Genomic DNA, 24,817 nt, shown 5'->3' on the forward strand with positions numbered 1-24,817 from the left:
AGACATGCCTAATTTCTTTATCGATCGCCCCATATTTGCATGGGTGATCGCCATTATTATCATGCTGGCTGGGGGGCTATCGATCCTCAAATTGCCGGTAGCGCAATATCCAACGATTGCGCCGCCTGCGATTTCGATCACAGCCATGTATCCCGGGGCTGACGCCGAAACGGTGCAGAACACCGTAACTCAGGTTATCGAACAGAACATGAACGGTATCGATCACCTGATGTACATGTCCTCCAACGGTGACTCAACCGGTACAGCGACCATCACCCTGACCTTCGAATCCGGTACCGATCCGGATATCGCACAGGTTCAGGTTCAGAACAAGCTCGCTTTGGCGACGCCACTTCTGCCGCAGGAAGTTCAGCAGCAGGGTATCAGCGTTGAAAAAGCCTCGAGCAGCTTCCTGATGGTTGTCGGCGTTATCAACACTAACGGCACCATGAATCAGGATGATATTTCTGACTACGTGGCTGCCAACATGAAGGATGCGATTAGCCGTACCAGCGGCGTCGGTGACGTTCAGCTGTTTGGTTCCCAGTACGCGATGCGTATCTGGATGGATCCTAACAAACTGAACAACTTCCAGTTGACGCCGGTTGATGTTATCGCCGCACTGAAAGCACAGAACGCCCAGGTTGCTGCAGGCCAGTTAGGTGGTACACCGCCGGTTAAAGGTCAGCAGTTGAACGCCTCCATCGTGGCACAGACCCGTCTGACCAACGTGGATGAGTTCAGCAAAATTCTGCTGAAAGTGAATCCAGATGGTTCCCAGGTTCGCCTGCGCGATGTGGCGAAAGTGGAGCTGGGCGGTGAAAACTATGACGTGGTCGCGAAGTTTAACGGCCAACCGGCTTCCGGTTTGGGGATTAAACTGGCTACCGGTGCTAACGCCCTGGATACTGCCAATGCTATCCGCGCTGAACTGGCGAAGATGGAGCCGTTCTTCCCATCAGGGATGAAAATCGTTTACCCATACGACACCACCCCGTTCGTTAAGATCTCGATCCACGAAGTGGTGAAAACGCTGGTCGAAGCGATCATTCTGGTGTTCCTGGTCATGTACCTGTTCCTGCAAAACTTCCGCGCGACGTTGATTCCAACTATCGCAGTACCGGTTGTATTGCTGGGGACCTTTGCCGTGCTTGCTGCATTCGGCTTCTCGATAAACACCCTGACGATGTTCGGGATGGTGCTCGCCATCGGCCTGTTGGTGGATGACGCCATCGTGGTGGTCGAGAACGTTGAGCGTGTAATGGCGGAAGAAGGGCTACCGCCGAAAGAAGCCACGCGTAAATCAATGGGCCAGATTCAGGGCGCGTTGGTCGGTATTGCGATGGTGCTGTCAGCGGTATTTATCCCGATGGCCTTCTTCGGTGGTTCGACCGGGGCAATCTACCGTCAGTTCTCCATCACTATCGTTTCCGCGATGGCGCTGTCAGTACTGGTTGCGTTGATCCTGACGCCGGCACTGTGTGCCACCATGCTGAAACCGATTAAGAAAGGTAGCCACGGCGCGACCACCGGTTTCTTTGGTTGGTTTAACCGTATGTTCGATAAGAGTACGCACCACTACACCGACAGCGTAGGTAACATTCTGCGCAGTACCGGTCGTTATCTGCTGCTCTATCTGATCATCGTTGTGGGTATGGCGTTCCTGTTCGTTCGTCTGCCAAGCTCGTTCCTGCCGGACGAAGACCAGGGTGTATTCCTCAGCATGGCGCAGCTGCCTGCTGGTGCTACCCAGGAACGTACGCAGAAAGTGCTTGATGAGATGACCGACTACTATCTCACCAAAGAGAAAGCCAACGTTGAATCAGTCTTCGCCGTTAACGGCTTTGGCTTCGCAGGTCGTGGTCAGAACACCGGTATCGCGTTCGTCTCTCTGAAAGACTGGAGTGAACGTCCGGGTGATGAGAACAAGGTTGAAGCCATTACCGGCCGTGCGATGGGCTACTTCTCGCAGATTAAAGATGCGATGGTGTTCGCCTTTAACCTGCCAGCGATTGTTGAACTGGGTACCGCGACCGGTTTCGACTTCCAGCTGATTGACCAGGCAGGTCTGGGTCACGAAAAACTGACTCAAGCACGTAACCAACTGTTCGGCATGATTGCGCAGCACCCTGACATGCTGGCGGGCGTACGTCCGAACGGCCTGGAAGATACGCCGCAGTTTAAAGTCGATATCGATCAGGAAAAAGCACAGGCGCTGGGTGTTTCGATCAGCGACATCAACACCACGCTGGGCACAGCCTGGGGCGGTAGTTACGTCAACGACTTCATCGACCGTGGTCGTGTGAAGAAAGTGTATCTGATGTCCGAAGCGAAATACCGTATGCTGCCAGAAGATATCGGTAACTGGTACGTTCGCGGCAGCGATGGTCAGATGGTGCCGTTCTCGGCCTTCTCTACCTCGCGCTGGGAATACGGTTCACCGCGTCTGGAACGTTACAACGGTCTGCCTTCTATGGAGATCTTAGGTCAGGCAACACCAGGTAAGAGTACCGGTGAAGCCATGAACCTGATGGAAGAGCTAGCGGGTAAACTGCCTGCGGGTATCGGTTACGACTGGACGGGCATGTCCTATCAGGAACGTCTGTCCGGTAACCAGGCCCCTGCCCTGTATGCCATCTCGCTTATCGTCGTCTTCTTGTGTCTGGCAGCACTGTACGAGAGCTGGTCTATTCCGTTCTCGGTTATGCTGGTTGTTCCGCTGGGGGTTGTCGGCGCGCTGCTGGCGGCAACATTCCGTGGCTTAACCAACGACGTTTACTTCCAGGTAGGTCTGTTGACCACCATCGGGCTATCGGCGAAGAACGCAATATTGATTGTGGAATTTGCTAAAGACCTGATGGATAAAGAAGGTAAAGGCTTGATTGAAGCAACGCTGGAAGCGGTACGTATGCGTCTGCGTCCAATCCTGATGACTTCACTGGCGTTTATCCTCGGCGTTATGCCGCTGGTTATCAGTACCGGTGCAGGCTCCGGTGCGCAAAACGCCGTAGGTACTGGGGTTATGGGCGGGATGGTCACCGCGACCGTTCTGGCTATCTTCTTCGTACCGGTGTTCTTCGTGGTGGTCCGTCGTCGCTTTAGCCGTAAGAGCGAAGACGTTGAGCACAGCCACAAGGTTGAGCATCACTAACAGTACGTCATCCCAGGGGCCGCGCAAGCGGCCCTTTTTTTATCCTGTTGCCTCCCCCTGGCTCTAACATTCGCCCATAACGTCTATTTTTTATTCACCATAAAATAGAGAGCGTGTGTTATGCACAATATTAAAAATAAACTTCCTGTCGCTAAAAATCTGCAATTGAGATTTTTCTATAATTAATTATGAATAATCTGCATTTTTCTTATCCGTTATAGGATTTAAGATTATTCCTACGAAAGTAAGTGGCACGATGCTAAGTTATACGCTGTCTAATGTATTCATTAGACCTTTTCCACCTAACATTCTGACGCGCAAACAAGGTGTTAGCCTTTGAGGTGTCACAGACTTTCTCTTCTTCACATAAAAAACTATCCTATTGAGGATTAATTGTAATTTTTCGTAATAGCTCGGTGAAATCTTATCCAGAGTAGATTATAGTTACAGCAGATCGGGAACACCTGTATGTTTCAGATTGATCAGTAGTACCCATCCCACAACGGTATTTGTTATTCGCTTTTGTATTACTATCAGGGGGATGCGTTATGGACGAATACTCACCAAAAAGACATGATATCGCACAGCTTAAGTTTCTTTGTGAAACCCTGTATCATGATAGTCTTGCCACGCTGGAAGAGAGCAACCATGGCTGGGTCAATGACCCGACATCAGCAGTCAATCTGCAGCTTAATGAGCTGATAGAACATATTGCAACGTTTGCACTTAATTATAAGATTAAGTACAGCGAAGATAATAAACTGATTGCGCAGATTGATGAATATCTGGATGATACTTTTATGCTATTCGGCAACTACGGCGTTAATAGCGATGATCTTCAGAAATGGCGCAAGTCAGGGAACAAACTTTTCCGCTGTTTCGTCAACGCAAGCCGTGCTAACCCCGTTAGCCTCTCTTGTTAAAACTATTACAATCAATGGGTGAATTATGTCTGATAAACCACTAACTAAAACTGATTATTTGATGCGCCTGCGACGCTGTCAGTCAATTGATACGCTGGAGCGTGTCATTGAAAAAAATAAATATGAACTCTCTGATAATGAACTGGCTGTATTTTACTCAGCGGCCGATCATCGCCTGGCAGAATTGACCATGAATAAACTCTACGACAAAATTCCACCAACCGTATGGAAATTTATTCGTTAAGTCTTTTCCCTTAAGGTGCGTCACTTACCCCCTCTTGCTTCGTCAATATCTGTGATTATTATCACAGCGTTAGATTGGGAACGTTCCCAATCAATGAACAACCTTCTATGGTGATAGCTTCCAGCAATAGGGAGGCTCCCATGAGTGAAGAAAAACGTAAGATGATCGCCGGTGAGGCCTATAGCCCGGCAGACGATACGCTAAGAACAGACAGAATACGCGCCAGACAACTCATCCACCGCTATAACCATACGACTCCGGATGAGAAAACCGAACGCGCACAACTGCTCAAAGAGTTATTAGGTCAGGGCGACAACGCCTATATCGAACCGACTTTTCGCTGTGATTACGGCTACAACATCTATCTTGGTGCTAATTTCTACGCCAATTTTGACTGCGTCATGCTGGATGTCTGCCCGATTCATATCGGTGATAATTGCATGCTAGCGCCGGGCGTACATATCTACACCGCCACACATCCGCTGAACGCCACTGAGCGTAATAGCGGTATCGAATTTGGTAAACCGGTCAAGATTGGACACAACGTCTGGATTGGTGGCAGAGCCATTATTAATCCCGGCGTGACGATTGGTGACAATGCGGTCATTGCATCCGGTGCCGTGGTGGTAAAAGATGTGCCAGCCAACGCCGTTGTCGGGGGTAATCCTGCGGTCATCATCAAAATGGTCCCCTGATGCATTGCTGACTGTTATGCTTTTTTGCAACTGATCTGTTACTTTCAGTAAGGATTAGTGCAACATACAATAGGCTATTGTGCCTTACGTTTCCGAGCAAAAGATGTCAGAGATCCAGCGATTACTCACGCAAACCATTGATGAATTGAATACCACTGAAAAGCGCGACAACCGTCCGCGCTTTAGTATCAGTTTTATCCGCAATCATCCCGGCCTCTTTATCGCCATGTATCTCGCCTTCTTTGCCACCCTGGTGGTGATGATGCGCTCAGATACGCTGGCTGATTCCGTCTGGCTGCTGTGGTTAATGTTTGTGGTGCTAAACGGCTTTTTCTTTTTCGACGTTTATCCGCGCTATCGTTACGAAGATATCGACGTTCTCGATTTTCGCGTTTGCTACAACGGTGAATGGTATAACACCCGTTTTGTGCCGCCGCAGCTGATAGAGCGAATCCTTGAATCCAACCGTGTAGATCATTCATTGAAAACACGGCTGCAAAAAATGATCGCCACTAAGGGCGAGCTGTCATTTTACGACGTATTCAGTCTTACCCGCGTCGAAGCGGTACAATAAGCCGCTGTAACGTCCGTATTGCCGCTGAAAACTGCGATGCGGACGTATTGCCATAGCCCAATACCAGACCGCTTCGCGCTTGCTGCTTCTCAAGATAAAACGGGCTGAGCGCGCTGGGTGCCATTTGATGCAGTCGAGCCTGGCGCACCCATTCAACATCATCAACCCCTTCGATTTCCACCGTCAGATGTAACCCGCCTTCTCCCGCCATCAAGCGATGCGGCACGGTCAGTTCCTGCTTTAGCACATCCTGCAACTGCGTTTGGCGCTTGCGGTACAAACGACGCATCGCCGCCAGATGCCGGGAATAATGCCCCTCTTCGATAAAGTTCGCTAGCGCGCGTTGTTCGGCGCGATGTCCACCGCGTAATAGCGCGCGTATCACGGGTTGCGCTGCTTCAACCAACATGGACGGCAACACCATAAAACCAATACGTAGCGAGGGGAAAAGTGTCTTACTGAACGTACCGAGATACACCACCGGAGCGTTATCTGCCATCCCGCGCATGGCAGGAATGGGTTCACCGCTAAAGCGAAACTCACTGTCATAGTCATCTTCCACAATCCAGACACCGTGCTGACGCGCATAGTCTAACAGCGCCAACCGCCGGGCGGCGCTCAACACGCTACCGGTAGGATACTGATGTGAAGGTGAGGTAAAAATCAGCGTGGGTGGCGCTAAATCAGTCGCCAACTGCATACCTTCATTATCGACAGAAATACCTTGCAGCCTGAGCCCCGCCGCGATGAATGCGCTTTTGGCCCCAAAATATCCCGGATCCTCAACCCAGGCAGTTTGCCCGGGTTCGCTCAGTAAATGGGTACACAAATTGACGCCTTCCAGTGCCCCTTCCGTGATCACAATCTGCCGGGCATCACAGTCGATACCGCGTGATAACGCCAGATGCCGCGCAATAGCCACCCGTAGCGGCCATTCTCCTGCCGCATCGCCGTAGCCCAGCAGGGAGCTCCCCTCTTCACGGAGCACTCTATCGAGCAGTCTCCGCCACAGCGGCAGGGGGAAATAGTTTATCGCTGGCGTTCCCGGTGCAAACAGCAGCGGCGGTGTGTCGCGAGGCAGAACCTGCGGTAACGACTGCAAACGCGAGGGCAACGATACCGGGGCGGCCGGTGAATCACAGGATTCCTGCGGCAGTGAGGCAACGCGTGAGCCGCGACGATCGCGATATAAATATCCTTCCATCGCCAGTTGCTCCATCGCAGCGTTCACCGTGTTTCGCGAGATCTGCAACCGCTCAGCGATCACTCGCGAGCCAGGAAGCCAGCACTCGGCCTGTAGCTGCCCGTGCATAATCGCCTCTCGCAGAGCGCTATACAAACTGCGTTGCAGCGTTAATCCGCCCCGGGTTTGCAGCGATCGGGCCAGCATGGCAAAAAAAGGGGCGTCGGGAATATTCATGGCTTCTCCTGGTGGCACTATCAGAATATAGTCTCGTGGCACTTTTTATGGAACCAGTAAAAACGCTACTCTCGACGTCTTGTTAATTCCTAAGGAGAGGTTATGAGTCAGCTTAATCAATTTGGTCAATTAATTGGCGATGCCCTACCTGACTGGCAACCGCGCCCACATCCACAGCGGATTACGCTGGAAGGCCGTTACTGCCGACTGGAGCCGCTCAGCTTAAAGCACGCTGACGCGCTGTTTGCCGCCCACCAGCAGGCAACGGATACCCGTGCATGGACATGGTTACTGCGCGAAGCGGAGAGTTCGTTAGCGGTTTATCGCGAATGGATTGCCAGCGTAGAAACGCTGCAGGATCCTATCCAGTTTGCGGTGATTGATACGCGTACCAACCTGCCGGTCGGCTCATTGGCACTGATGCGTATTGACCCTAATCATGGTGTTGTGGAGGTGGGGCATGTGCATTTCTCCCCATTACTTAGCCGCACGCCAGCCTCTACCGAAGCTCAGTGGCTGCTGATGCATTATATTTTTGAAACCCTGGGATACCGTCGCTATGAGTGGAAGTGCAACAGCTTCAACGAACCGTCACGTAATGCCGCACAGCGATTAGGTTTTCAATTTGAAGGCCGTTTCCGCCAGGCGCTGGTCATTAAAGGCCATAACCGCGATACCGACTGGTTCTCCATTATTGACGGTGAGTGGCCGGCATTAGATACCGCCTTCCAGAAATGGCTTGCCGCCGACAATTTTACCGCCGACGGCAAGCAGCGCCAGTCCCTGGAGACATTTCGTCAAGCTCACGCTTAACGTCGTTTCTTACGCCCCTGCACGGCCTTGAAGCGGGGATTGGATTTGCAGATAACATACAGACGCCCTTTACGTTTCACTATCTGACAGTCGGGGTGTCTTTGTTTCGCGCTGCGCAGCGAGTTAAGTACCTGCATCATGAACCTCTTTTAACATCGACAAAACGACCAAAACGCTGGGTGAAACGAGCCACGCTACCTTCCGTCGACGCGGTGCGCTGTTTCCCGGTGTAATACGGATGCGACTTGGACGAAACATCAATGGTGACATAAGGATATGTCACGCCTTCGAGCTCAATTTCCCGGTCGGTTTTGATGGTGGAGCCCACCGTAAAGAACTCATTCGCGCTGGTATCGTGAAACACCACAGGACGATAATGGGGATGGATATTCGCTTTCATCTGAACCTCAATCAATATGTTATAACATAACAATTAAGATACGCCGTCATTGCCCACATTACAACCCTCCTGTTGTCAGGTTTTCTCTATAGTCATTTTTCGCAAAAGCTCAGACCCCCACGCCGACATAAATTAGAAAATAACGTTATTGGAGCCAGGTTTCGTCATCAGGCAGGCTGTGATTATCAACCTAACGGAGATATCCCATGCAGCGCTGTTGTTGTCATCCCGCATTTGCACCACCGGAATATCAAAATAAAGATCTGCAAAACGGAGAACATGATGAGCCTTACCTCCCTGCCCGTATTAAGCCTGGCCCGCTATCACCAGCCCTCTGAACGCCCGCTATTTTTAGAGCAGCTTCGCCATGCAGCCCGTGACGTCGGATTCTTTTATCTGACCGATCACGGCATCAATGAGGCTCTCCAGCAGTCAGTACAATCGGAATCACGCCGTTTCTTCGCGCTGTCCGACGCACAAAAACAGCAGGTGGCGATGATTCACTCACCACACTTTCGCGGTTACAACCGCAGCGCCGCAGAGCTCACGCGCGGACAGCCAGACTGGCGAGAACAATTTGATATCGGCGCCGAACGGCAGGCGATTTCCCTACGTGAACACGATCCTCGTTGGCTGCAATTGCAGGGGCCAAATCTGTGGCCTGATGCCCAACCCACCTTGCGCCCGGTATTAATTCAATGGCAGCGAGCGATGACCGATATGGCCATGACGCTACTACGCGCTTTTGCCGAAGCCTTACAGCTCCCGCCGCAAGCGTTCGACACGCTATACGGCGAAAAACCCAACGAGCACATTAAGCTCATTCGTTATCCCGGCCAGCAGGATACGCACAACAGCACACAGGGCGTTGGGGCGCATAAAGACTCAGGTTTTTTAAGCTTCCTGTTACAGGATGAACAAAAAGGATTACAGGTGGAGGTCAACGAAGGTCAGTGGATCGACGCCGAACCGCTGCCCGGCAGCTTTGTGGTGAATATTGGCGAATTGCTGGAACTGGCGACCAACGGCTATCTGCGGGCAACCGTCCACCGCGTTGTTTCACCGCCGTCGCATCAACAACGTCTGTCGATAGCCTTCTTCCTCGGCGCACAGCTGGACGCCATCGTACCTATTTACGCGCTACCGGAGACGCTCGCCAGCGAGGCCACCGGCCCGCAAAGCGACCCGCAAAACCCGCTACTACGGGATGTTGGCTGGAACTACCTGAAAGGCCGTCTACGTTCCCACCCGGACGTGGCGGAACGCTACTACCGTGACGTACTGCGCGCGCGCAGTGAACAACTCATCGCCTGACAACAACACGAATAAGGAATCACACCATGAAACATGCCGCCTTTAAACTGGCAGGGATTGCACTGTCTCTTTCTCTGGCCTTTAACGCATCAGCCGAGCCGCTGCGTATTGCCGCCGACCCGGTACCGCACGCCGAGATCCTCAACTTTATTAAAAAACAGGATCCGAAACTCGACCTGAAAATCATTGAGCTGACCAGCGGCGTCAACGCCAACGAGCTGCTGGCGAATGGCGATGTTGACGCCAACTACTTCCAGCACGTGCCGTATTTAAAAGATCAGGAAAAAGCGCTGGGCAAAACCTTTGCCGTCGCTGCTACCGTACACATTGAACCGCTGGGGATTTACTCGCGCAAACATAAAGATCTGAAATCCCTGCCGGAAGGGGCTACGGTGGCAGTGCCCAATAACACGACCAATCTCAGCCGCGCGCTATTTCTGCTACAAAGTCACGGGCTGATTAAACTGGCGGATAAATTCACCGACCCGGCCACCACGCTCGCGACGCCAAAAGATATCGCAGAAAACCCGCATAAGTTAAAGATCCTCGAAGTCGAATCGCCACAAATCCCGCGCTCGCTGGACGATGTAGACCTTGGTGTTATCAACGGTAACTACGCGCTGGAAGCCGGGTTGACCCCTTCAAAAGATGCGCTAGGGCTGGAGAGTGCCACCAACAATCCGTATGCCAATATCCTTGTCACGACTCCACAGCTGGCGAATGACCCACGAATTAAAGAACTGGCAAAAGATCTAACCTCCCCGCAGGTGGCTGAATTTATTCGTCAGCACTACAACGGTTCAGTGATCCCGGTTAGCGCGCCAAAATCATGATCGTCATTGAAGGGCTGAGCAAGCAGTATGCCGGAAGCGGCCAACCGGCACTCAACGACGTTTCGTTCACCGTCCCGAAAGGGGCGATTTACGGAATACTGGGGCGCAGTGGCGCGGGGAAAAGCACGCTTATCCGCTGCCTGAACTTACTGGAGCGGCCCAGTGCGGGCCGCATTCTGTTCAACGGTGACGATATTGTGCAGTACGACAAAGCGCAGCTCCGCGCTCATCGTCTGCGCACCGGTATGATTTTTCAGCACTTCAATCTGCTGCACGCCCGTAGCGTGGCCGACAACGTCGCGGTCCCGCTGGAAATCGCTGGCGTCGCGAAAGCCCAGCGACAACAACGCGTCGCCGAACTGCTGGCTCTGGTCGGGCTGAGTGATAAGGCGCACGCCTTCCCCTCCCAACTTTCCGGCGGACAAAAACAGCGTGTCGGCATTGCGCGGGCGCTAGCAGCAAACCCGGATGTCCTGCTATGCGATGAGGCCACCAGCGCGCTGGACAGTGAAACTACGGCCAGCGTACTGGCGCTGCTGGAAACCATCAACCGCCAGTTAGGGCTGACTATCGTGCTAATTACCCATCAACTGGAGGTGGTGAAAACCCTCTGCGATCACGCGGCGCTTTTAGAAGCGGGTGAACTTCAGGAGAGCGGAAAAATCGCCGACCTGCTGGCCTCACCCTGGTCACGTTTGCGGGATATTTTACTGGGCGACGGCGATGAAGAACGCCGTTTCCTGGCACGCCACGGTCTGGATGGGAGACACCTATGCATAGTCGCATGAGCTGGGAAGATTTATGGCCACTGCTGGCTGAAGGGACGCTGGATACACTCTACATGGTTGGCCTGGCCGCACTGTTTACCGTCTTAATCGGCTTACCGCTCGGCGTGCTGTTGTTTATTTCTCGCCGCCAAGGGCTGGTGCCGATGCCACGGCTCAACGCTGTGCTGGGTACCATCATCAATACCGGACGTTCACTGCCGTTTATCGTGCTGCTGATTGCGCTTATCCCTTTCACCCGACTGCTGGTCGGCACCACGTTGGGCAGCACGGCGGCAATTGTACCGATTACCATTGGCGCATTCCCGTTCTTTGCCCGCCTGACCGAAAGCGCGCTGGATGAGGTGGATTACGGGCGCATCGAAGCCGTCCTGTCGATGGGTGGTAACGCATGGCACGTTATCAGCAAAGCGCTGTTACCGGAGGCGCTCCCCGCGTTATTCGCGGCCACGACACTGACGGTGGTCATGTTGATTGGCTTCTCCTCAATGGCGGGCGTTATCGGCGGCGGCGGACTGGGCGATCTGGCGATTCGCTATGGCTATCAGCGATTTAACGATCAGATAATGGTGGGTACGGTGGTCATCCTGGTACTGATGGTGCAAGGCGTACAGATGGGTGGTGATCGCTTAGTCCGGGCACTGGCGCATCGCCGCTAAGTGGGGGAAATTCTGACAACGGTCAATGATTTCCCGTCATCAGCACACGGGTTGTCAGGTATACTTGTCAGAATTACCCCAGGATAAGGACTGGCAGTGACAACACGACATTTGGTCGGTCTGATAACCGGCGTGCTTATCCTGGCCATCCTCCTGCCTATCCTCTTAAGTATCTGGCTTGCCCAGCGTGAAGCCCATAGGCAGTTTATTGACGAGCAGGAGACTTATGCCTCACGGGTGCTGATTCGTACCGGGCAGGTGATGGATCAGGTCAAAAGCGCGCTAAAACAGATGGATACGCTAACAGCTCCGGGGTGTACCAGGATTCACCAGCAGGAGATGCGTCGCCTTTCTTACTCCTGGCGCTATATTCAGGAAGTGCTTTATATCGATGGACTCACGACCAAATGCTCGTCGCTGGAAAATAACGGCAAAACCTTTACCTTCCCCCAGCCTGACCGCGTGACGCCCGCAGGCTATCGCGCGTGGTATACCGAACAAAACGATCTTGGCGTTAAACGCTATATGGCCGCTTTCGCCTCAGAACACCATATGGTGATCATCGATCCCATATCGTTTATTGACGTGATCCCCTTTACCAATAACACCACGCAGATTGCGCTCATCAGCGCCCACAATAACCGTGTGTTTGCCAGTAGCGACGAGTTGGATCCAAAAGTCTGGGAGCGTATCCACAAAAACAATCTCACCACGCTGACCGAAAACAACGTGGTTTACACGGTGCGTCAATACCCTGATCTACAACTGACAATTTTGACCTGGTCTTCCACCCTGCCGTTGTCCGAACGATTACATCATCAGCTTCTCATCTGGATGCCCGCGGGTATGCTGTTTAGCCTGCTGGCGAGTTGGCTGATTATTCGCGTCCTGCGTCGTCTACAATCGCCACATCAGAGGATGCTGGATGCGCTGAATAACGCCGAAATAACCGTTAACTATCAGCCAATTGTGTCGCTACAGGATGGAAAGGTCGTTGGCTGTGAAGCGCTGGCCCGCTGGAAGCAGCCCGATGGCAGCTATCTCTCTCCCGATATTTTCATTCCGCTTGCCGAGCAAACTGGCCTCATAACCCACCTGACCGAGAATGTGGTCAAATCGGTATTCCATGACCTCGGTAAATGGTTGCATCTCCACCCTGATTTCCATGTCTCCATTAATCTGTCAGTAGCTGACTTCCACTCTGTGGTACTACGAACCTTACTGCATCAACAGTTGAGAACGTGGAACATTAAGCCACAACAAATTGCGCTGGAGCTCACTGAACGCGGCTTTGCGGATTCGAAGACCACCCTGCCCGCGATTGCCGCCTATCGCCGTAATGGGCACCCTGTCTATATCGATGATTTTGGAACCGGCTACTCCAGCCTGCGCTACCTGCAAGACCTTGAAGTCGATACCTTAAAACTCGACAAATCTTTCGTCGATGCACTGGAATACGCGCAGGTAACGCCGTATATCATTGAGATGGCAAAAACGTTGCAACTGAATATTGTGGCGGAGGGCATTGAAACGCCCTGTCAGGAGAAATGGTTACGCGAACATGGCGTACAGTTTGGGCAGGGCTGGCTCTACAGTAAAGCCTTACCGAAAGAGGCTTTTATTCTCTGAGCTGAGAATAACCTGCGTGGACATGGCATCAGCGCTTCGCACTGATGCCATGCGATTGAATTAGCGTTGCTGCCAGCTAAACGTATAGCGCAACCGCCGTTGCGGCAGTAAATACTCCGGCAGTACGCTAGGGCTCCAGGAATCATCTCCGCCGACGCCCATATGGAAGGCATCAAGGTTCAGCCAGCATCCCGGCTCTTCCCGCAGCAGGTGATGATGCGTGACCTCGTGTAGCTGACGCTGGCTGTAGCGACTCAAGCCGAAGTGGAAATTACCCTGCCAGCCGTGCACACCGTAATCAAGCTGGCGCGTTTCGCCGCGCAGGCCGTTTTCCGTCGGGAAGATATACGGCGTATGCAGCGCCGCCAGCGGCAATGTCCAGCGCCCCTGGCGCGCCGCTAGCCGACGATCAGGATAGTTTTCATGTGGGCCTAATCCCAGCCAACTGACCTGTTCTTCCACCGCCGCCAACTGACAATGCAAACCAATACGCGCCGGATGCGGGATATCGTCAGCGACCTGCACATCGATATCACCGTGCAGCACGCCATGTGTATCGATAAGCCAGAGTTTATGGCTGATAAACAACACCTTGCCCTGATATTCCCAGCTATGCTGCGTTTCCACTTCAACGCCACGGTCATATTCAAACGCTCGGCACAGCAGCAATCGTGGCATCATCGCGTACATCCCCGCCGCTTTCCAACGTTCCACCCATGCATTCGGGTCAATGCGTGTGACTTCGCTTACACCAATGTCGTTATCCAACGGTGCACGAGTGAAATTATCACTCAGCGGTGACAACAAGCTCGGTTGCCCGTCGCGCCACCACTGCGCCAAATCACCAGACTCACGGCTAAACTGCCAGCGCTGGTTGCCATGGTGAATCTCGAATGCCTGGGCCTCAACGCACAGTTGCGGTGCTTCACCTTCACCCTGCGGTACGGGCAGTGACAATGCTGACGGCAGCGGCCACTGCTCCCAGGCGCATATATGATTGGCCGCAGACCAGTCTGTCGCCTGTGGCTGATAAACTTCGAGGTTTAACCAGCACTCGCCATGTAGCGCAGCAAATTCGCTGAATGGCAGCGTCACCCGTTGGGTCGACTGCGGTGCAATATTCAGCGCGATATCGCCATCGGCAATGGTTTTGCCCGCGACGTTAACCGACCAGCGCAGCCGCTCGTTATCGGTGTGACGGAACAGGTAATCACTGGTGATATCGACCGTGAACGGCGTGGGTTCCACTTGCTTAAAGGTGAAGAACTGCTGCGCCCGCTGGGCCTCAAAGAGCGCCGGATGTGGGGTTCTATCCGGGAACACCAGTCCGTTCATACAAAACTGGCGGTCGTTTGGCGTATCACCAAAATCGCCGCCATAGGCCCAGAAGGTGATGCCGCTGTCATCGGTTTTACACAGCGCCTGATCGACCCAGTCCCAGACAAATCCGCCCTGCAAGCGCGGATTTTCACGGAACGCCTGCCAGTATTTAGCAAAGCCGCCGAAGCTATTGCCCATCGCATGGGCGTATTCACATAAGATCAGCGGACGCGTCTCATCCGGCAGGCCAATCCACTTTTTGATGCCCCATTTCGTTACTGTCGGATGCGGCTGATCGGTATCCACGCGGGAATACATCGGACAGATAATATCGGTCGCCGCCGTATTGGCTCCGCCGCCCTCATACTGTACCGGACGCGAAGGATCGGCCGTTTTTAGCCAGCGATACAGCGCATCATGGTTTGCGCCGTGGCCCGACTCATTGCCTAAAGACCAGATGATAATGGAAGGATGATTGCGGTCACGCGCGACCATACGGGTCACACGTTCACTCATCGCAGGTAGCCAGCGCGGATCGTCTGCGAGACGGCTCATCGGCACCATGCCATGGGTTTCAATGTTTGCCTCGTCCACCACGTACAAACCGTACTGGTCACACAGGCGATACCACAGCGGATGATTAGGATAATGGGAGCAGCGCACCGCATTGAAATTATGCTGTTTCATCAGTTCAATATCGCGGCGCATAGTCGCTTCATCCACCGCCTGCCCATATTCCGGGTGATGCTCATGACGGTTCACACCGCGAATCAGCAGCGGCTGACCATTCAGCTTGAGCAGGCCGTTACTGATTTCCACCTGACGGAAACCCACGTCGCAAGCTTCCGATTCCAGTTGTTGCCCATTCGCATCACGCAGAGTCAGCACCAGACGGTAGAGATTTGGCGCTTCCGCACTCCATAAGGCCGGCTGCGCCAGCGACAGCGTCAGGTTAACGCGTTCAGCCCAACCGCCGCGTTCATCAACGATATTGTCACCCGGCGTTTGACGACCGCTCGCCACTTGCTTTTCGCCGTGCCATAGCGTGGCCTCCACTTCCGCTGCCGCAAAATCCTCCCCCTCCAGGGTGACCTGAATGTCCAGCTCGCCGTGGGTGAATCGGTCATACAGTCGTGGCGTGACCTGATAATCGGCAATACGGGTAGCCGTTTTGTGCAGTAGCGTGACGTCGCGATAAATGCCGCTCATCCGCCACATATCCTGATCTTCAAGATAGCTGCCATCGCACCAGCGCAGCACCATCACCGCCAGCCGGTTCTCCCCGGCCTGCACTACGCCGCTAAGATCAAATTCGGCGGGCAATCTGCTGTCTTGTGAATAACCGACCCATTTTCCGTTGCACCACAGGTGAAATGCCGAGTTAACACCGTCGAAAATAATCCGCGTCTGGCCTTGTGCCAGCCAGTCAGCTTTGACATGGAATGTGCGTGAATAGCAGCCGGTTGGGTTATCGATCGGCACCCACGGCGGCGTTACCGCAATAGGATAAGTGACGTTAGTATAAATCGGCGTATCGAAGCCCTGCATCTGCCAGTTAGACGGTACCGGCATCACCACCGTATCGCTAAGATCCTGTTCTACCCAGCTCTCTGGCACCGCTTCTGGCGCGTTGAAAAAGCTAAATTGCCAATTGCCGTTCAGCGAGCGGCGGGCGGTGCTGACGTTATCCCACAATGCGTCTTCTGGCGTGCGCCAGCTGTGAAACGGCGCATGGGCAGGCAAACGGTGCCACTGGCTCAACTGTGGATTTTCCCAATCACGGCGTGCCAGTAAAGCAGAGAGGGGTAAAGCGGAAGACGACGTCATAATTACCTCATTGCGAAGCGCTCACAATTTCTTATGAGAGTGCCCGGATCGCGCAGTTTGGTAAAGGATCGGATCAGCAGGAAGCGAGTTAGATCACAAATCGTTCGATCGTCTTGCTACCCTCGCCGCCAGCTCCTGCAAGCACTGCGCCAGACAATCATCCGGCAATACCTCCGGTGCGCTGGCCGCCGTTGAGTGACGCACAACAAGTTCGACATTCAGACGAACTTGTTGAAGCTCTGTGGCCTGCGAAGTCTTATTAATCAGCCAGTCAACGCTTAGGCGCCCGGCCTCTTTAAACTGCTGACGCACGGTGGTCAGCGGCGGCGAGAACCAGGCGCTGTCGGTGGTATCGTCATAGCCGATAACCGATAATTGTCCCGGCACCCGAATACCTTTTTCCGCACAGGCACGTAGTACGCCCAGCGCCATCTGGTCGTTTGCCACCAGCACGGCTTGCGGATACGGTTTGGTATTGAGCAGGTGATGCGCTTTTTCATATCCCGATGCCGCGCTCCAGTCACCATACGCCACTGCACCGGACTCAATTCCCGCCTGTTGCAGCGCACGCTGCCAGCCAGCGAGTCGCGCCCGCGCAGAGACTGAGCTTTGCGGGCCAGCCAAGAGTGCAATCCGCTGATGCCCTAACGCCAGCAGATGTTCAACGCCCAAGTCAGCGCCCTGGTCTGCGTCAAACACTAGGCTATTCACCTGCGCATCATTGCCCACATCAAGAAACAGCACGGGCACAGGTGAAGCCGCAGCCAGCGCTTCTGCCACCTCGCGCTCCAGCGGCACGTTGATCAGTAGACCTTCCACACGTTGGGACAAAAGTTCCTGTAAAGCCGTAAAACAGGCATCGCGGTCGTTGTTTTCTACCATCGAAATCAATACCGACAACCCCACTTCTCCCGCGCGTCGCTTCACGGCAGAGGCAATTTGCGAGGGAGCGTGAAGCGCCAGATCGGTGGTCAATAACCCTAGCGTACGCGTCGCCTTGCCGGCCAGCTGTTGCGCGCCGCGATTAGGCACGTAGTTCAGTTCCCGCATCGCGGCCTGCACTTTTTCTCGCGTACGTTCAGAGACATGCGCGGCCTGATTGATGACCCGCGACACAGTCTGATAGGAAACCCCGGCAACACGGGCTACATCATAAAGCGTAATTGTTTTCATACTGACTCAGATAAACCGGCGTGATAGCAGCAGTGTAACCTGAAAAATTAATTTGTGCTGTGAGCGCTTCGCAAAATCAGATTGGCCGCTCAGCTTTTATCGGGCGGCGCTGAGCCACACGCGGTAACTGGAACCACGGTAGACAAATCTGTATGAGCGGCCCAATCGCCAGCGCATAAATTACGGTACCGATACCGAACGTACCGCCCAGTAGCGTACCAATCACTAACACCGACAGCTCAATAGCCATGCGGATCCAGCGAACAGACCAGCCGGTACGCGTATGAATACCGGTCATCAGCCCATCGCGCGGCCCGGCGCCAAAGCCCGCGCCAATATACATACCGGTCGCCAGTGCGTTAAGAATCACCGCCAGCCCCAGCATCAGCCCGCGTAGCCATAACGATTCCAGCGGCGGCATGAGCGCTAGCGTCGCATCTGCGGCCAGCCCCAACACAATCACATTACTGATAGTGCCAAGCCCCGGACGCTGACGCAGCGGGATCCACAGCAGCAACACGGCGGCACCGGTGAGGATCATCACCACGCCCAAATTCACGGAGGTCAATCCGGCGACCCCAAGATGAAATACGTTCCACGGGTCAGCGCCCAGGTTGGCGCGGACGTAAACGGCGGTCGACACCCCATAAAGCATTAACCCAAAATAAAGCTGAATCAGTCGGCGTAGCATTGGCACCTCTGCCTGTCGGTTTAGAGCTTCATCATCACCAAAAATGGCATTATGATTAATGACCAGTTTTTAAAAAGTGGACTGCTGATATGTTACGACGTTCCACCACGCAATCTTTAGTCCGCCTGCTGGGTCACTGGCAGGAAACTCCATCATCCACACCGCTGTGGCGACAGCTGACGGATGCGCTGCAGTTATTGATTCTCGATGGGCGACTGCCGCTAGGAACCCGTCTGCCTGGCGAGCGCGAGTTCGCCAGCGCGCTGGGCGTAAGCCGCACCACTATTGCTAGCGCACTGGCGCAGCTGCGTGATGAGGGATATGTGCAGAGCCGTCAGGGTAGCGGGTCGACGGTCACGCTCGCGGGTGAAAGTGCCCAGCGTTCATCGCGTCTGCCGACCTCGCCGACGCTCGACCTCTCCACCGCCGCACTTGCCGCGGGAGCAGAAATACATCAAGCATACAGCCATGCTCTCGGGGCGCTGCCGGGCTATCTCAGCCATACCGGCTACGACCAGCAGGGTCTACCGGAATTACGCGAAGCCATTGCTCGTCGCTATTGCGCACGTGGATTGCCCACCACCGCTGATGAAATTATGTTGGTTAACGGCGCACTAAGCGGACTGGCATTAATCCTGCGTTACCTCACCGGGCCGGGCGATCGTGTGGTGGTAGAAACCCCCACCTACCCGCTTGCCATCGCCGCGATTGAAGGCGCGTCATGCCGACCGGTCGCCCTTCCCCTGCCGCACAACGGCTGGGATACAGACGGGCTGGCGGCTATCATCGCCCAAACGGCACCACGTCTGGCGTATCTGATGCCCGATTTTCAAAACCCAACCGGACAGTGTATGGATGCAGCGACCCGACAAATTGTCGCCGACCTTTCTGCACGCACCTGTACCGCATTGGTCGTCGACGAAACCATGGTTGATTTATGGTACAACGCCCCACCCCCGCCGCCGCTGGCGGCATTTAATACAGATGCACCAATTATCACCGTCGGCTCAACCGGGAAAAGTTTTTGGGGTGGTCTGCGACTGGGATGGCTGCGGGCATCGTCTCAAACCATCGCTGCACTGATCCAAACTCGCGATACCCTGGATTTAGGCTCGCCGCTGCTGGAACAACTCGCCACCTGCTGGCTATTGGACAACGAAAAAACGCTGCTCCCTGAACGAAGAAGGCTGCTGACAGCGCGACGGGATATGTGTGCGGAACTGATGCGTGAGTATTTTCCACAATGGAAATTTGTCTTACCGGAGGGAGGATTGTCGTTCTGGGTGGAGTTACCCGAAATGATGGCCACCCGCTTTGCCGCACGCGCGGAAAGCAGTGGCATCCATCTTGGCGTCGGCACGCGTTTTGGCCTGGCGGGTGGCGGGGAAAGAAACCTGCGCATACCTTTTACGCTTGATGACGAAACGCTTAAGCGTGCCTTCACCACATTACAGCCAATATGGGCAATGTTAGCAGGCCAGCATGGCGCAAATAGAATACGGAAAATTATATAATAACGCGCCGAGGAAAAATGAATCCTCAAACAGAACTAGCCTTGTATTATTATATTATTTAGTGAAAACCCAGCACAAAATAATATATTAATGCTGCGGAGGAATCGGGAATCCTTTCAGGGAAATGACAAACGATTCTCCCTCTTTTTTAATCTTTGCGCCGGTATCGCACCAGTCAGAGGCAATACGAAAGAACTCATCGCTGCCCACATCCCAGTCCAGAAGAACATGTTTAACATAGCCTGAACGTAACAGATTGCAGGCTTCACTGTAATTACACGCTATTGAGGGTTGCTGTTTCATTTTTTCTTCTTCAGGATTTTCCGTAATGCTTTGATTTCTTTAGATGTAAATGGCGAAACATCTTCTTCCGTATGTTGGCTATCGATGTCATCTTCACATACACCCGCCTGTTCCTGGTTCTCGAAAGCAAGCAACAGGAGCTTTTGGGTCGCGGCACTTAATGTCAGGCTATTCTCTTCGGCATAGTGGCGAAGACTTTCTTTTACGGTTTCATCAATTTTTACATTGAGCACTGCGACTGTCATGTTGACCTCTTCCTGTCACAACGCGCATCGGCGCGGATAAAATGGTTTTTTTGTATTTTTCGGTAATAACTAATACATCAAACCAACAATACATTCCACAAATATATTTATAACAAGATGAACAAGATAAATACCCAATATTAATCTAAATACAATTTATGACATGTATATGACAGTATTATTACAGGCGCATGAAATTTAATGGCATAAGAAAAAGCGTAAAGCAGAAATTAACCATGAATATAGTATGGGGAAGAGTGAGATTTTTTCGAATGACTTCAGGGAGGGCTGAATTGGGTGGGGGCCCTGCCAGCTACATCCCGGCACACGCGTCATCTGCCCTGGCTGCTTCCTTCCGGATCTGACCTGGTGAACAGAGTAGCGTTGCGGGAGAACCAACAGAGCCCCCATTGAGAGCGTTGTTCCCAACGCGCAGGCGCATTATCACTGCTGTGCCCGGCAATTGCAAGCTATCAGCTTTCACCTGCTGGATTCTTGCGCAATCACCTCTTCACAGCAGGCATTTAGCTGATTATGCTGAGGGTTCTTCCTTCAGGAATAGAACAATGGATGCAGTAGACTCATTCCCCCATCGCGTATGGCAAATTGTCGCCGCCATCCCACCAGGTTACGTCACCACCTACGGTGACGTTGCAAGGCTCGCAGGGTCACCCCGCGCTGCGCGGCAGGTCGGGGGTGTGCTAAGGCGCCTGCCGGAAGGTTCTACACTACCGTGGTTTCGGGTGGTGAATCGTCATGGCGCCATTTCACTGACCGGGCCGGATCTCCAGCGACAACGTCAGGCGCTGCTGGCCGATGGCGTACAGGTATCGGGAAGTGGGCAAATTGATATGCAGAAGTATCGCTGGCGGTATTAAAGATTCTGGCGAGATGTGTTGAAAAAAATGCCCTCGCAAGGAGGGCATTCGTTGATTAAGGGATCTGCACTGGAGCAGTGTCCTTAACCGGTACCGTGGAGGTATCCTGAACCGGAACCGCCGTTTGCTGTACCGGAACCAAAATCAAATCGGCCTTCGTTCCGTTACGGTTGACGACTTCCTGGATGGTGTCAGTAATAAACAGCAGCTTACCATCAACCGTGATAGCTGCACTCAGCAGGATACGGGCATTCGGCTGAATATCCGCTGGATTGAATGGCAGCACAAAGCTAAATGGTGCCTGTTTCCCGTCGGTACGGGCAACTTTCTGCGCCAGCACTTTCGATGGCGCGTCGGCAAGCGAAGCATCGGACAAGGTTACCGTTAACACCGCATTCGGTGGCAATGCCACTTTCTGGCGGATCAAGACATTACCGGTTACGCTCGGGCCAGCGATGGCCTGAACGGCTTCTGGGGTGTGATTTTGCTGGTGCGTCTGCGAACAGCCCGCGAGGGCAAGTGCAACCGCCAAACCGCTTAAGATCGGCACAAGTTTCATTAGCATTCTCCTTTTTGCTCACTCAAATTAAGGCCATTTTCTCAATTGAGTGACAACGCCTTAACAAACTTAACCGCTTAAGTGTGGCACATATTTTACATTTATTCCTGCAAACACCCCATTATTCAGATAATTGAACCCATCGGACCACTCGCCAAATTACGTTATAATGGAGAGATTCACCTGCCGTACGACAGTAAAATTATAGAGGGTACCAATGAGCCAGGCGCTATCAAATCTGCTGACATTACTGAATCTGGAAAGAATTGAAGAAGGCCTGTTTCGCGGCCAGAGTGAAGACCTCGGCCTGCGCCAGGTCTTTGGCGGGCAGGTTGTTGGCCAGGCATTGTATGCAGCCAAAGAGACCGTGCCTGCTGACCGTTTAGTTCACTCGTTCCACAGCTACTTCTTGCGTCCAGGCGACAGCCAGAAGCCGATTATTTACGACGTAGAAGTCCTGCGCGACGGTAATAGTTTCAGCGCGCGACGCGTTGCCGCAATTCAAAATGGCAAACCGATCTTCTATATGACGGCGTCATTCCAGGCTCCTGAGCCGGGTTACGAGCATCAGAAAACCATGCCAACGGCCCCATCACCGGATGGTCTGCCATCTGAGACGGATATCGCCCGTTCGCTGTCACAGCTGCTGCCGCCGCAGGTAGCCGAGAAGTTTTTGTGCGAGAAACCGATTGAGATCCGCCCGGTTGAATTCCACAACCCCTTAAAAGGCCACACCGCCGAACCACGTCGTCAGGTATGGATGCGTGCCAATGGCGCTGTGCCGGACGATCTGCATATTCATCAGTACCTACTGGGCTATGCATCCGATTTCAACTTCCTGCCGGTGGCGTTACAGCCGCACGGCGTCGGCTTCCTTGAGCCGGGCATGCAGGTTGCTACCATCGATCATTCCATGTGGTTCCATCGCCCGTTCAATTTAAACGATTGGCTGCTGTATAGCGTGGAAAGTACTTCTGCATCCAGCGCTCGTGGCTTTGTTCGCGGTGAGTTTTATACCCAGGACGGTGTACTCGTTGCTTCAACGGTACAGGAAGGGGTGATGCGTAACCGGGGATAATCCGTTGGTAGCCCGGCCAAGCGCAGCGCCGCCGGGAATTCCCCGGAGTCGGTGCTGACGCACCTCGTCCGGGCTACCATTGCAGGATGTTCAATTATCGACAGGATTTATGCGTTGTAGGCGTTTTCGCCGTGGCTGTTGACGTCCAGACCTTCGCGCTCCTGGTCTTCTGGAACACGCAGACCTACCGTCAAATCAGCGACCTTGTAGGCAATAAAGGCCACGACGCCAGACCAGACGATGGTGATACCGATGCTTTCCAGCTGAACGAGAACCTGATGGCCCATGGTCACGCCTTCGGCGTAGCCCACACCGCCAAGCGATGTTGAGGCGAAGATACCGGTCAGGATACAGCCAACAATGCCGCAGACGCCGTGGACACCGAACACATCACAAGGGTCATCTACACGCAGTACGCGTTTCAGAGAAGTCACCCCCCACAGCCCCGCCAGACCAGCAACAATACCCAGAATCAACGCGCCACCGACACCGATAAAACCGCACGCTGGCGTGATACCGACCAGACCCGCAATCGCCCCGGAACAAGCACCCAGCAGAGAAGGTTTACCGCGCAGCACCCATTCACCAAAGACCCAACCGAGAATCGCGGCTGCGGTCGCCACAACGGTGTTCACAAAGGCCAGACCGGCGATTTCGTTGGCCGCGCTTGCGGAACCGGCATTGAAGCCGAACCAGCCGAAATAGAGGATCGCGGTACCGATAAACACCATCGGCAGGTTGTGCGGTTTGAATGCTTCTTTACCGAAGCCCACGCGCTTGCCAATCAGATAGGCACCGACCAGCCCCGCCACCGCGGCGTTAATGTGTACCACTGTGCCGCCCGCAAAATCGAGCGCACCGTGACTCCCCAGCAGGCCGCCGCCCCAAACCATATGCGCAATCGGCACGTAGGAGAGCGTCAGCCAAATAACCACGAAAATCAGCACCGCAGAGAAGCGAATACGTTCAGCGAGCGCGCCGACAATCAGCCCCACGGTGATGCAGGCAAAGGAGCCCTGGAACGCCACGTGGATATACTGATAGAAGGAGCCCATCGGGTCGGTAATCTTAATATTTTTCAGCATCACCCAATCGAAGTTGCCGAAGAAGCTGCCGCCGGAACCAAAGGCCAGCGAGTAGCCATAAATCACCCACAGCACGCAGACCAGCGCGAAAGTTACCGCGACCTGCGTCAGCATAGAGAGCACGTTTTTGCCACGGATCAGGCCGCCGTAAAACAGTGCAATACCTGGGATGGTCATAAACAACACCAGCGCGGTACAAATCATCATAAAGGCGTTATCGGCTTTATCGATGACGGCAGGTGCCGCCATCGCCAGACCCGGCAACAGTGCCAATGCGCCAAACCCCGTTTTTACCATTGTTTTTTTCATCATCTCGATCCCTATCACTGTGCTGGCTGGGAATTACAGCGCCGCTTCGTCGGCTTCGCCGGTACGAATACGGATTACGCGCTGCAGTTCGGCGACAAAAATCTTACCGTCGCCAATTTTTCCGGTGTAAGCGGCTTTGCTGATCACATCGACGACTTCATCGAGCTGATCGTCGGCGATAGCCACATCAATCTTTACTTTCGGCAGGAAGTTGACGCTGTATTCCGCCCCGCGGTACAGCTCTGCATGGCCTTTCTGACGACCGAAGCCTTTCACTTCCGTCACCGTTAAGCCCTGAATGCCAATGGAAGACAGCGCTTCGCGAACGTCTTCAAGTTTGAATGGTTTGATTACCACGGTAACCAGCTTCATAGATCCCCTCCAGTCAGAATTCG

25 protein-coding genes and 1 other RNA gene are annotated in these 24,817 nt (G+C 53.6%); 14 read left to right on the plus strand and 12 right to left on the minus strand.

From position 1 onward, the window contains the following. The first annotated feature begins 4 nt into the window (after positions 1-4). The 5 genes from acrB to U0026_RS17160 all read left to right on the plus strand — a co-directional run bounded on the left by acrB (position 5) and on the right by U0026_RS17160 (position 5,587). Complete coding sequence (gene acrB, locus U0026_RS17140; RefSeq protein ID WP_062773818.1) at positions 5-3,151, plus strand: multidrug efflux RND transporter permease subunit AcrB; 3,147 nt, start codon at positions 5-7, stop codon at positions 3,149-3,151. A 548-nt stretch (positions 3,152-3,699) separates the two neighbouring features. After that, positions 3,700-4,074, plus strand: a complete 375-nt coding sequence (gene tomB / locus U0026_RS17145) for an Hha toxicity modulator TomB (RefSeq protein ID WP_062773820.1) — start codon at positions 3,700-3,702, stop codon at positions 4,072-4,074. A 25-nt stretch (positions 4,075-4,099) separates the two neighbouring features. After that, a complete protein-coding gene (locus tag U0026_RS17150) occupies positions 4,100-4,318 on the plus strand; it encodes an HHA domain-containing protein (protein ID WP_062773821.1) in 219 nt (72 codons plus the stop codon). Between the two features lie 140 nt (positions 4,319-4,458). Then, positions 4,459-5,013 (plus strand): maltose O-acetyltransferase, encoded by a 555-nt coding sequence (maa, locus tag U0026_RS17155; RefSeq protein WP_062773823.1) that lies wholly within the window; start codon positions 4,459-4,461, stop codon positions 5,011-5,013. A gap of 103 nt (positions 5,014-5,116) precedes the next feature. After that, a complete protein-coding gene (locus U0026_RS17160) occupies positions 5,117-5,587 on the plus strand; it encodes a YlaC family protein (protein WP_062774064.1) in 471 nt (156 codons plus the stop codon). On the opposite strand, the gene pdxR is transcribed toward U0026_RS17160, so the two are convergent. Beyond that, entirely contained in the window at positions 5,562-7,007 is a 1,446-nt protein-coding gene (gene pdxR / locus U0026_RS17165; protein ID WP_062773825.1) for a MocR-like pyridoxine biosynthesis transcription factor PdxR, read from the minus strand. The two genes, U0026_RS17160 and pdxR, sit on opposite strands and share 26 nt — an antisense overlap. Before the next feature lie 102 nt (positions 7,008-7,109). On the opposite strand from pdxR, the gene U0026_RS17170 reads away from it, so the two are divergent. After that, positions 7,110-7,820, plus strand: a complete 711-nt coding sequence (locus tag U0026_RS17170) for a GNAT family N-acetyltransferase (protein WP_062773826.1) — start codon at positions 7,110-7,112, stop codon at positions 7,818-7,820. On the opposite strand, the gene ykgO is transcribed toward U0026_RS17170, so the two are convergent. Continuing rightward, positions 7,817-7,957 (minus strand): type B 50S ribosomal protein L36, encoded by a 141-nt coding sequence (ykgO, locus tag U0026_RS17175; RefSeq protein ID WP_003859006.1) that lies wholly within the window; start codon positions 7,955-7,957, stop codon positions 7,817-7,819. The genes U0026_RS17170 and ykgO overlap by 4 nt on opposite strands. Beyond that, positions 7,957-8,220, minus strand: a complete 264-nt coding sequence (locus tag U0026_RS17180) for a type B 50S ribosomal protein L31 (RefSeq protein WP_052283831.1) — start codon at positions 8,218-8,220, stop codon at positions 7,957-7,959. Before U0026_RS17180 ends, ykgO begins: the two co-directional genes overlap by 1 nt. Before the next feature lie 282 nt (positions 8,221-8,502). Between U0026_RS17180 and U0026_RS17185 the strand changes: the two genes are divergently transcribed. From U0026_RS17185 to U0026_RS17205, 5 genes are all read left to right on the plus strand, one after another. Beyond that, a complete protein-coding gene (locus tag U0026_RS17185; protein WP_062773828.1) occupies positions 8,503-9,534 on the plus strand; it encodes an isopenicillin N synthase family dioxygenase in 1,032 nt (343 codons plus the stop codon). A 26-nt stretch (positions 9,535-9,560) separates the two neighbouring features. Beyond that, positions 9,561-10,367: a MetQ/NlpA family ABC transporter substrate-binding protein gene (locus U0026_RS17190; protein ID WP_062773829.1), complete on the plus strand. Its 807-nt coding sequence runs from the start codon at positions 9,561-9,563 to the stop codon at positions 10,365-10,367. Further along, entirely contained in the window at positions 10,364-11,155 is a 792-nt protein-coding gene (locus U0026_RS17195; protein ID WP_073971100.1) for a methionine ABC transporter ATP-binding protein, read from the plus strand. Before U0026_RS17190 ends, U0026_RS17195 begins: the two co-directional genes overlap by 4 nt. Continuing rightward, on the plus strand, positions 11,152-11,811 hold the full coding sequence (locus U0026_RS17200; RefSeq protein ID WP_164717445.1) for a methionine ABC transporter permease: 660 nt from the start codon (positions 11,152-11,154) through the stop codon (positions 11,809-11,811). Before U0026_RS17195 ends, U0026_RS17200 begins: the two co-directional genes overlap by 4 nt. A 96-nt stretch (positions 11,812-11,907) precedes the next feature. Next, positions 11,908-13,440, plus strand: a complete 1,533-nt coding sequence (locus U0026_RS17205; protein WP_062773832.1) for an EAL domain-containing protein — start codon at positions 11,908-11,910, stop codon at positions 13,438-13,440. Positions 13,441-13,500: 60 nt separating this feature from the next. On the opposite strand, the gene U0026_RS17210 is transcribed toward U0026_RS17205, so the two are convergent. From U0026_RS17210 to yczE, 3 genes are all read right to left on the minus strand, one after another. Further along, entirely contained in the window at positions 13,501-16,587 is a 3,087-nt protein-coding gene (locus U0026_RS17210) for a beta-galactosidase (protein ID WP_062773834.1), read from the minus strand. Between the two features lie 93 nt (positions 16,588-16,680). Next, positions 16,681-17,760: a LacI family DNA-binding transcriptional regulator gene (locus U0026_RS17215; protein WP_062773835.1), complete on the minus strand. Its 1,080-nt coding sequence runs from the start codon at positions 17,758-17,760 to the stop codon at positions 16,681-16,683. Positions 17,761-17,836: 76 nt separating this feature from the next. Then, complete coding sequence (gene yczE / locus U0026_RS17220) at positions 17,837-18,451, minus strand: membrane protein YczE (protein ID WP_062773837.1); 615 nt, start codon at positions 18,449-18,451, stop codon at positions 17,837-17,839. Between the two features lie 89 nt (positions 18,452-18,540). Between yczE and yczR the strand changes: the two genes are divergently transcribed. Next, the gene (yczR, locus tag U0026_RS17225) at positions 18,541-19,965 is read left to right on the plus strand and encodes a MocR-like transcription factor YczR (RefSeq protein ID WP_062773838.1); all 1,425 of its coding nucleotides are present in this window, start codon (positions 18,541-18,543) and stop codon (positions 19,963-19,965) included. Between the two features lie 87 nt (positions 19,966-20,052). Here the strand turns inward: yczR and U0026_RS17230 are convergent, their stop codons facing one another. From U0026_RS17230 to ffs, 3 genes are all read right to left on the minus strand, one after another. Further along, positions 20,053-20,268, minus strand: coding sequence for a hypothetical protein (locus U0026_RS17230; RefSeq protein WP_062773840.1), 216 nt, complete (start codon positions 20,266-20,268; stop codon positions 20,053-20,055). Beyond that, positions 20,265-20,513, minus strand: a complete 249-nt coding sequence (locus U0026_RS17235) for a hypothetical protein (RefSeq protein WP_062773841.1) — start codon at positions 20,511-20,513, stop codon at positions 20,265-20,267. Before U0026_RS17235 ends, U0026_RS17230 begins: the two co-directional genes overlap by 4 nt. A gap of 304 nt (positions 20,514-20,817) precedes the next feature. Next, positions 20,818-20,914, minus strand: an RNA gene (gene ffs, locus U0026_RS17240) — signal recognition particle sRNA small type. A 165-nt stretch (positions 20,915-21,079) separates the two neighbouring features. Between ffs and U0026_RS17245 the strand changes: the two genes are divergently transcribed. Further along, a complete protein-coding gene (locus U0026_RS17245; RefSeq protein WP_062773842.1) occupies positions 21,080-21,391 on the plus strand; it encodes an MGMT family protein in 312 nt (103 codons plus the stop codon). Between the two features lie 55 nt (positions 21,392-21,446). On the opposite strand, the gene U0026_RS17250 is transcribed toward U0026_RS17245, so the two are convergent. After that, positions 21,447-21,950 carry a YbaY family lipoprotein gene (locus tag U0026_RS17250; RefSeq protein ID WP_062773843.1) on the minus strand — a complete coding sequence of 168 codons (504 nt, stop codon included), beginning with the start codon at positions 21,948-21,950 and terminating at the stop codon, positions 21,447-21,449. A 217-nt stretch (positions 21,951-22,167) separates the two neighbouring features. On the opposite strand from U0026_RS17250, the gene tesB reads away from it, so the two are divergent. Next, complete coding sequence (tesB, locus tag U0026_RS17255; protein WP_062773845.1) at positions 22,168-23,028, plus strand: acyl-CoA thioesterase II; 861 nt, start codon at positions 22,168-22,170, stop codon at positions 23,026-23,028. 107 nt (positions 23,029-23,135) lie between these two features. Here the strand turns inward: tesB and amtB are convergent, their stop codons facing one another. Then, the gene (gene amtB, locus U0026_RS17260; protein ID WP_062774066.1) at positions 23,136-24,422 is read right to left on the minus strand and encodes an ammonium transporter AmtB; all 1,287 of its coding nucleotides are present in this window, start codon (positions 24,420-24,422) and stop codon (positions 23,136-23,138) included. Between the two features lie 33 nt (positions 24,423-24,455). Beyond that, positions 24,456-24,794, minus strand: coding sequence for a P-II family nitrogen regulator (gene glnK, locus U0026_RS17265; protein ID WP_004858743.1), 339 nt, complete (start codon positions 24,792-24,794; stop codon positions 24,456-24,458). Positions 24,795-24,817: the final 23 nt, after the last annotated feature.

The organism is Kluyvera intermedia (genome assembly GCF_034424175.1).
Taxonomy (GTDB): Bacteria; Pseudomonadota; Gammaproteobacteria; order Enterobacterales; family Enterobacteriaceae; genus Kluyvera; species Kluyvera intermedia.

Coding starts and splice junctions, on each gene's coding strand:
- U0026_RS17195 (WP_073971100.1), top strand. CDS start 10,364: ATGATCGTCATTGAAGGGCTGAGCAAGCAGTATGCCGGAAGCGGCCAA.
- yczR (WP_062773838.1), top strand. CDS start 18,541: ATGTTACGACGTTCCACCACGCAATCTTTAGTCCGCCTGCTGGGTCAC.
- acrB (WP_062773818.1), top strand. CDS start 5: ATGCCTAATTTCTTTATCGATCGCCCCATATTTGCATGGGTGATCGCC.
- amtB (WP_062774066.1), bottom strand. CDS start 24,422: ATGAAAAAAACAATGGTAAAAACGGGGTTTGGCGCATTGGCACTGTTG.
- maa (WP_062773823.1), top strand. CDS start 4,459: ATGAGTGAAGAAAAACGTAAGATGATCGCCGGTGAGGCCTATAGCCCG.
- U0026_RS17215 (WP_062773835.1), bottom strand. CDS start 17,760: ATGAAAACAATTACGCTTTATGATGTAGCCCGTGTTGCCGGGGTTTCC.
- yczE (WP_062773837.1), bottom strand. CDS start 18,451: ATGCTACGCCGACTGATTCAGCTTTATTTTGGGTTAATGCTTTATGGG.
- U0026_RS17210 (WP_062773834.1), bottom strand. CDS start 16,587: ATGACGTCGTCTTCCGCTTTACCCCTCTCTGCTTTACTGGCACGCCGT.
- U0026_RS17235 (WP_062773841.1), bottom strand. CDS start 20,513: ATGACAGTCGCAGTGCTCAATGTAAAAATTGATGAAACCGTAAAAGAA.
- glnK (WP_004858743.1), bottom strand. CDS start 24,794: ATGAAGCTGGTTACCGTGGTAATCAAACCATTCAAACTTGAAGACGTT.
- ykgO (WP_003859006.1), bottom strand. CDS start 7,957: ATGCAGGTACTTAACTCGCTGCGCAGCGCGAAACAAAGACACCCCGAC.
- tesB (WP_062773845.1), top strand. CDS start 22,168: ATGAGCCAGGCGCTATCAAATCTGCTGACATTACTGAATCTGGAAAGA.
- U0026_RS17185 (WP_062773828.1), top strand. CDS start 8,503: ATGAGCCTTACCTCCCTGCCCGTATTAAGCCTGGCCCGCTATCACCAG.
- U0026_RS17190 (WP_062773829.1), top strand. CDS start 9,561: ATGAAACATGCCGCCTTTAAACTGGCAGGGATTGCACTGTCTCTTTCT.
- tomB (WP_062773820.1), top strand. CDS start 3,700: ATGGACGAATACTCACCAAAAAGACATGATATCGCACAGCTTAAGTTT.
- U0026_RS17150 (WP_062773821.1), top strand. CDS start 4,100: ATGTCTGATAAACCACTAACTAAAACTGATTATTTGATGCGCCTGCGA.
- U0026_RS17180 (WP_052283831.1), bottom strand. CDS start 8,220: ATGAAAGCGAATATCCATCCCCATTATCGTCCTGTGGTGTTTCACGAT.
- U0026_RS17230 (WP_062773840.1), bottom strand. CDS start 20,268: ATGAAACAGCAACCCTCAATAGCGTGTAATTACAGTGAAGCCTGCAAT.
- U0026_RS17250 (WP_062773843.1), bottom strand. CDS start 21,950: ATGAAACTTGTGCCGATCTTAAGCGGTTTGGCGGTTGCACTTGCCCTC.
- pdxR (WP_062773825.1), bottom strand. CDS start 7,007: ATGAATATTCCCGACGCCCCTTTTTTTGCCATGCTGGCCCGATCGCTG.
- U0026_RS17160 (WP_062774064.1), top strand. CDS start 5,117: ATGTCAGAGATCCAGCGATTACTCACGCAAACCATTGATGAATTGAAT.
- U0026_RS17200 (WP_164717445.1), top strand. CDS start 11,152: ATGAGCTGGGAAGATTTATGGCCACTGCTGGCTGAAGGGACGCTGGAT.
- U0026_RS17245 (WP_062773842.1), top strand. CDS start 21,080: ATGGATGCAGTAGACTCATTCCCCCATCGCGTATGGCAAATTGTCGCC.
- U0026_RS17170 (WP_062773826.1), top strand. CDS start 7,110: ATGAGTCAGCTTAATCAATTTGGTCAATTAATTGGCGATGCCCTACCT.